Below are 6,599 nucleotides of genomic sequence, written 5' to 3'. Positions count from 1 at the left end.
GCTGAGCTTCGTATGATTGCGTACCCAGCCACATTCTATCGGTCAACTTGCTCGACCCTGTAAGTTCCTTCTGAATCGATGAATAGAATGCACTAACTCGGGCATGGAGGTTCTTGTCGAGCGGTATGACATTCTCTGTATTATGCAAGGCTTCGGGACCAAATCGCTTCAAATTGGCCTCACGCTGCTCAACAATATGATGCCATTGCTTGCCCTCCCCCGCTGGTCCCATGAAGTCCTTGAAGTCATCAAAGGACTTGAATGCACGATGGCCATTCGGAAGAAGCCTGCCCTCTTTGGGAGTCCCGCTCCCGCCTGCGGAGTGCCCAGCACCACCGCTTGGAGCCGACATGGCAACGGTCGTGATCGGCAGAACAACCCGGATCGACCCCTCGGGCACGGAGACAATGACTCGCTCGGATCCGGTTGCCGCATCCACCATACGCAGGCCGGCGTTGACCTCTACATTCCGCGAGGCTTGCCCAAAGCCCGGTAGCTTCGGAGCCTTGGATACGAACGCCGCCGTTTCGCCCACCGCCGCCGTGCCCACCAGAACGAGGATGCGCACGCTGTTGGGGCCGATGACCCGGCCGAACCGCTCACCCACCTCGCGCAACTCCGCGAAGGTGGTAGCCCGCGCCGCATCCTCCAAGAGTTGCGCATAGGCCCGGATCAGGTCGAAGAACTCGAACCCGAGATAACCCCACATGAGCACGGTAAACGCGGCGGCGACGCCCTTCGAGAACGGCTCCGGCGCCAGCAGCAGCGCCATGTACCCCGTGATGGCGATGCTCACGGTGGCCAGCACCCGCGTCGGATCGAGCATGGACCGCACTTCCGCGTCCACTCCGTCCAGGGCCGGGCCCACGGCCAGCGCCAAGGCAATGGCGCGCTTGTCGTCAGCTTTCAGATGGGGCCCGTCGTCAAACAGGGTGAGGCAATCGCCCGGCGTGCCGCGCCTCTCGCAAAGCAGCCCATAGGACCGCGCCAGATCTGATTGCCACTCCGCTCCTCCTGAACCCCCAGAGCCCGGTGCCAGCCCGGGGCCCGGCTGCACAGGAGCGGAACTGGCCACTCGCAGCGGCGTGTCGAGAACCAGCGTCACCAGGGCAGCATTGAACTCCACGACACCCACTCGCACGGGCTCGAAATCCGTGGGCAGCCTGGCGAAGATGAGCGCACCGTCACCCGCCTCGGCCCGAGCCGCCTTCGCCTCCAAGGACTGACGCGGTGTTGGCGGCTGGTCGCGGTACGTCATCAGACGCCCGCGAGAGGGGGCCCCCGGAGCGCACGCCCCCAGGAGCACCAGCGCCACGAGAGCCAGCGCCCCCACACGCGAGCCCCTCCGTTCACTCGTGGAGGGCAAATGACGAGTCGACATGACCGCAGCTCTCCTGGTGAGGCGCACGGGGTGAAGGCCTGCTGTGTACCGAGGGCCTGATGTCAGGTTGTCGAGAGGTCCACTGTCAAGCCGCAGGGTCTGGTGGAGGGCCGGGTTGGTTACGCGCGGCACACACGGATCCATTCCGTATTGCATACGTGTCATCAGCACACTATGTTGGTGTAGTTAAAACACGAAGACGACGGGGAAGGTCCATGTCCATCCGCTACATGAAGGCGCCGCCGACGACGTACGTGATGCAGTTCAAGGACGGTCGGGTGAAGCGCGAGGGGCCGGGTCTCTCCTTCTTCTATTGGGCTCCCACCACCACCGTGGTGTCCGTGCCGCTCGCCAGCTCGGACGTGCCCTTCGTCTTCAACGAGATCACCCAGGACTTCCAGGCCGTCACCCTCCAGGGCCAGCTCACCTACCGCGTGGCCGACCCCAAGCTCCTCTCCGGGCTGCTCGACTATTCGGTGAAGCCCTCGGGCGAGTACGCCTCGGAAGATCCCTCGAAGTTGGAGGAGCGGCTCGTCCAGGTGGCCCAGGTGCGCGCCCGCACGGTGGTCCAGTCCATGCCCCTGCGCGATGTGCTGGTGAGCGCCAACATCATCGAGGGCAAGGTGCTCGCCGCGCTGCGCGAGACGGAGGCCGTGCGGATGCTCGGGGTGGAGGTGCAGGGCTTCGCGCTGCTGTCGGTGCGCCCCACCCCGGAAATGGCTCGGGCCCTGGAGGCCGAGGCGCGCGAGGCCCTCCAGCGGCGCGCGGATGAGGCCATCTACGCCCGCCGCAACGCCGCCGTGGAGCAGGAGCGGCGCATCAAGGAGAGCGAGATCGCCACCGAGCTGTCCGTCGAGGCCGGCAAGCGGCGGATCCGCGAGGCGCAGATCGCCGCGGACATCGCCGTGGAGGAGCAGCGCGCCTCCTTCATGGATCGCTGGAGCGAGAACGAGCGCAAGGCCGCCGAGGCCAAGGCCTACGCGCTGGAGAAGACGCTCGCCCCGGTGCGCAACATGGATTGGAAGGTGCTCATGGCCGCGGCCGGCGGTGGGAACGATCCCAAGCTCAACATCGCCCTTGCCTTCCGCGAGATGGCGGAGAACGCGGGGAAGATCGGCGAGCTGAATGTGTCCCCGGACCTGCTGCGCTCGCTGCTCTCGGGCCCGGCCAACCAGGCGCGCCATGGCTGAGTACGAGAAGATCGTCCTCGTCACCCGGAAGACGCGCCTCGCCGAGTTGGTGGAGCGCTTCAACACGCGCTCGCAGGCCCGCTTCTACCTGGAGCATGCCGGCCAGGACTTCGAGGACTACGCGCGGGAGGACGACACCTACCGCCGGGCGCTCGACTCACTGCACAAGCTGCTGGCGTTCGGGCTGCCAGTGCAGCAGGTGGACCGCTCGCTGGTGCCCACCTTCTTCTTCACCGGCAAGGAGCTGGTGGTAACGGTGGGCCAGGACGGCCTGGTGGCCAATGTGGCCAAGTACGTGGGGTCGCAGCCCATCGTCGGCGTCAACCCGGACCCGGAGCGCGTCGATGGCGTGCTGCTGCCCTTCGGCGTGGACAAAGCGCGGGTGGCGGTACGCCACGTGCTGGAGGCGCACGCCCGCTTCCGCGAGGTGACGCTCGCCGAGGTGGTGCTGAGCGATGGCCAGCGGCTGCTCGGGTTCAATGATCTGTTCCTCGGGGCCCGCACACACGTCTCCGCTCGCTACACCCTGCACCACGAGCGCCGTGCCGAGGCCCAGTCCTCCAGTGGCATCATCGTCTCCACGGGAGCGGGCTCGAGCGGCTGGCTCTCCTCGGTATTCACCCTGGCACGGGGGCTCACGGAGACGACGGGGGGCGTGCCGGGCCAGACGTGGCGACTCGACTGGGAGGACCCCCGGCTGGCCTTCGTCGTGCGCGAGCCCTTCATCAGCCGGCACTCAGCGGCGAGCATGGTGGCAGGATTCGTCAGCACAGAGGCTGCGCTGGAGGTGGAATCGCGGATGCCCTCGGGCGGCGTCATCTTCAGCGATGGCGTGGAGGAGGACTTCCTCGCCTTCAACGCGGGCACCACGGCTCGGGTACGCCCGGCCGCCCAGCGCGCCCGGCTTGTCGTCGCGTGACTTCCCAGGCCCACGTTTCAGGTAGAGTCCTGGACCCAAAACGGAGGGGCACGATGGCGGGCAGACAGGTCGCGTTGCTACGCGGCATCAACGTCGGACGCGCGAAGCGGATAGCGATGGCGGATCTGCGCGCCCTCGTCGAGGGACTCGGTTACACCGACGTGAAGACCCTGCTCAACAGCGGCAACGTCGTCTTCACCGCCCCAGCCAAGGCCAAGGGCAACGCCGCTTCCCGCATCGAGGCGGGCATCACCCAGGAGCTGGGCGTGTCCTCCCGCGTCACGGTACTCACCGCCACGGAGCTCGCCTCCGTCGTCGCCGAGAACCCACTCCAGAAGGTCGCCACCGAACCCTCCCGCCTCCTGGTCACCTTCTTGAGCAACCCAGCGGATAGATCGAAGCTCGAACCGCTGATGCGGCGGGACTGGGGCTCGGAGGTGCTGGCCCTTGGTGCGCGCGCGGCCTACATCTGGTGCCCGGAGGGGATCCTCGCGAGCCAACTGCCCGAGGCAGTCGGCCGGGTGTTGGGCGACGCCGCGACCACCCGCAACTGGGCCACCGTCATGAAGCTCCACGCTCTCGCCGGGGGATGACCGCGGTGCTTCAGCCCGGGAGCGCGGAGGAGATCGGCTCCAGTTGCTGCACCTTCACGTTTAGCACCTTCCCCGTCTTCTCCAGCGTCCCCTGCCCCACCAGGAACAGCGCTCCGTGGATGTCCTTGCGGAAGCGCACGTACATGTCCGGTGCCACCACCAGGTTGGCGATCCCCGTCTCGTCCTCGAGTGACAGGAAGCAGAACCCCTTCGCCGTCGGTGGCATCTGCCGGCAGATGAGCATCCCTCCCACCGCCACCCGAGCCCCCGCTCGCACCCGCTCCAGCCCCGCCGCCGTCACCGCGCCCCGCTTCCGCAGCGCCGGGCGCAACAGCTCCAGCGGGTGCTTCTCCAGGGACACGCCCACCGTCTCGAAGTCCTTGCTCACCCGCTCCGCCACGTTCATCTGCGGCAGCGCCACCGACGTCCCGTCCATCGCCATCCCGAAGAACAGGTCCGTCTCCTCCAGCGGGCCCAGCGCCTGGATCTCCCACAGCGCGTCCCGCCGCGAGCCGCTGAGGCTCCCCAGCGCCCCCGACAGCGCAAGCCGCGCCAGCTCGTGCCGGGGCGCCCGCGTCCGCCGCGCCAACTCACCGATGCTCGTGTACCGCGTCCCCTGCCGCGCGGCCTCCACCCGCCGCCCCGCCGCCTCCTGAAGGCCTCGCACCATCCGCAGCCCCAGCCGCAGTGCCCCGCCGTCCTCCAGCGTGCAGTCCCACCCCGAGCGGTTCACGTCCACGCCTCGCACCTGCACCCCGTGCCGCTGCGCGTCCGCCACCAGCGTGTGCGGCGCGTAGAAGCCCATCGGCTGCGAGTTCAACAGCGCCGCCGTGAACGCCGCCGGGTAGTGGCACTTCAGCCACGACGACGCGTAGGCCAGCAGCGCGAAGCTCGCCGAGTGACTCTCCGGGAAGCCGTAGTGCGCGAACCCGCGGAACTGCCGGAACAGCGTGTCCACGTACTCGGGCTTGTACCCCCGTGCCATGCCTCCTTCGACGAAGCGCTGGTGGAAGGGCCCCAACCTCTCCTCCGCGCGCTTGTGCGACAACGCCCGCCGCAGCCCGTCCGCCTCCGCCGGCGTGAAGCCCGCCACCGCCATCGCCAGCTTCATCGCCTGCTCCTGGAAGAGCGGCACCCCCAGCGTTTTCTGGAGAATCTTCCGCACGTCCTCGGACGGGTACTCCACGGGCTCCTTGCCCTCCCGCCTCCGCAGGTACGGGTGCACCATGTCCCCCACGATGGGGCCCGGGCGGATGAGCGCGATCTCCACCACCAGATCGTAGAAACAGCGCGGCTTCAGCCTCGGCAGCATGTTCATCTGCGCCCGGCTCTCGATCTGGAACACCCCGATCGAATCCGCGTTGCACAGCATGTCGTAGACCTGGGGATCCTCCGCGGGAATCGTGGCCAGCGACAGCTCGCGCCCGTGGTGCTCCTTGATCAACGCGAGGCACTTCGCCAGCGCCGTCAGCATCCCCAGGCCCAGCAGGTCCACCTTCAGGACGCCCACCGCCTCCAGGTCGTCCTTCTCCCATTGCACCACCGTGCGGCCCTTCATCGCCGCGTTCTCCACCGGGATCATCTCCACCAGCGGCTCGCGCGTAATCACGAACCCACCCACGTGGATGGAGAGGTGCCTTGGGAAGCTCTCGATCTCCTGCGCCAGCGCGAGCGTCTGCCGCACCCGCCGGTCCTCCTCCGACAGCCCCACCTCCTTGAGCAGCTCCAGCCCCATCTCGCCGCCGTGCGAGCCCGCCACCTTCGCCAGCCGGTCCACCTGATCCAGCGACAACCCGAGCGCCTTGCCCACCTCGCGCAGCGCCAGCCGTCCCCGGTAGCAGATGACCTCGCACACCATGCCCGCCCGGTGCCGTCCGTGCTTCTCGTAGACGTACTGGAGCACCTCCTCGCGCCGCTCGTGCTCGAAGTCCACGTCGATGTCCGGCGGCTCCTTGCGCTCCATGCTCAAGAAGCGCTCGAAGAGCAGCCCCATCCGCACCGGATCGATCGCCGTCACCCCCAGCGCGTAGCAGACCGCCGAGTTCGCCGCGCTCCCTCGCCCCTGGCACAGAATCCCCCGCGAGCGCGCGAACCGGACGATGTCCCAGATGGCCAGGAAGTACCCCGCGAAGTCCAGGGCCGCGATCAGCTTCAGTTCGTGCTCGATCTGCTTCACCACCTCGGGCGGGACGCCTCCCGGGTAGCGCACCTGGAGCCCCTGGTACGTCAGCTCGCGCAGCCACGTCGCCGTCGAATGTCCCGGCGGCAGATCCTCCTCCGAGAAGTGGTAGCGCAGCCCGTCCACCGTCGCATGGCAGCGGCCCGCCAGCTCCAGCGTGCGCTCCAGCGCCTCGGGGCAGTCCGCGAACAGCCGAGCCATCTCCTCCGGCCCCTTCAGCGTCCGCTCCGCGTTGGGCAGTCGCCGCGTGCCGAGCTGCCCCAGCGTCGTCTTGTACCGGATGGCCGTGAGCACGTCCTGCAACGGCTGGCGGCTCCGCTGGTGCGTGTGCACGTCG

At 67.9% G+C, this 6,599-nt stretch carries 5 protein-coding genes; 3 read left to right on the top strand and 2 right to left on the bottom strand.

What is annotated here, in order from left to right:
• Window positions 1-1,258: hypothetical protein (locus VF794_RS35465; RefSeq protein WP_331117548.1), on the bottom strand; the 1,258-nt coding region annotated here is incomplete at its 3' end.
• Window positions 1,259-1,596: 338 nt separating this feature from the next.
• Here VF794_RS35465 and VF794_RS35460 point away from each other — a divergent pair.
• From VF794_RS35460 to VF794_RS35450, 3 genes are read left to right on the top strand one after another with little or no spacing between them, the layout of a single operon-like run.
• A complete protein-coding gene (locus tag VF794_RS35460; protein ID WP_331117547.1) occupies window positions 1,597-2,571 on the top strand; it encodes an SPFH domain-containing protein in 975 nt (324 codons plus the stop codon).
• The gene (locus VF794_RS35455) at window positions 2,564-3,490 is read left to right on the top strand and encodes an NAD+ kinase (protein ID WP_331117546.1); all 927 of its coding nucleotides are present in this window, start codon (window positions 2,564-2,566) and stop codon (window positions 3,488-3,490) included. Before VF794_RS35460 ends, VF794_RS35455 begins: the two co-directional genes overlap by 8 nt.
• Before the next feature lie 53 nt (window positions 3,491-3,543).
• The gene (locus VF794_RS35450; RefSeq protein ID WP_331117545.1) at window positions 3,544-4,083 is read left to right on the top strand and encodes a DUF1697 domain-containing protein; all 540 of its coding nucleotides are present in this window, start codon (window positions 3,544-3,546) and stop codon (window positions 4,081-4,083) included.
• 10 nt (window positions 4,084-4,093) lie between these two features.
• On the opposite strand, the gene VF794_RS35445 is transcribed toward VF794_RS35450, so the two are convergent.
• A partial coding sequence (locus tag VF794_RS35445) for an error-prone DNA polymerase (RefSeq protein ID WP_331117544.1) occupies window positions 4,094-6,599 on the bottom strand: 2,506 nt, incomplete at its 5' end.

The sequence above is a fragment of the Archangium sp. genome, assembly GCF_036389735.1.
Taxonomy (GTDB): domain Bacteria; phylum Myxococcota; class Myxococcia; order Myxococcales; family Myxococcaceae; genus Archangium.
The sequence above is the reverse complement of the archived record's forward strand: the minus strand, read 5'-3'. Positions and strand labels throughout refer to the sequence as shown.

Excerpts from the sequence above, each read along its gene's own strand:
- VF794_RS35460 (WP_331117547.1), top strand. The coding sequence starts at position 1,597 with ATGTCCATCCGCTACATGAAGGCGCCGCCGACGACGTACGTGATGCAG.
- VF794_RS35455 (WP_331117546.1), top strand. The coding sequence starts at position 2,564 with ATGGCTGAGTACGAGAAGATCGTCCTCGTCACCCGGAAGACGCGCCTC.
- VF794_RS35450 (WP_331117545.1), top strand. The coding sequence starts at position 3,544 with ATGGCGGGCAGACAGGTCGCGTTGCTACGCGGCATCAACGTCGGACGC.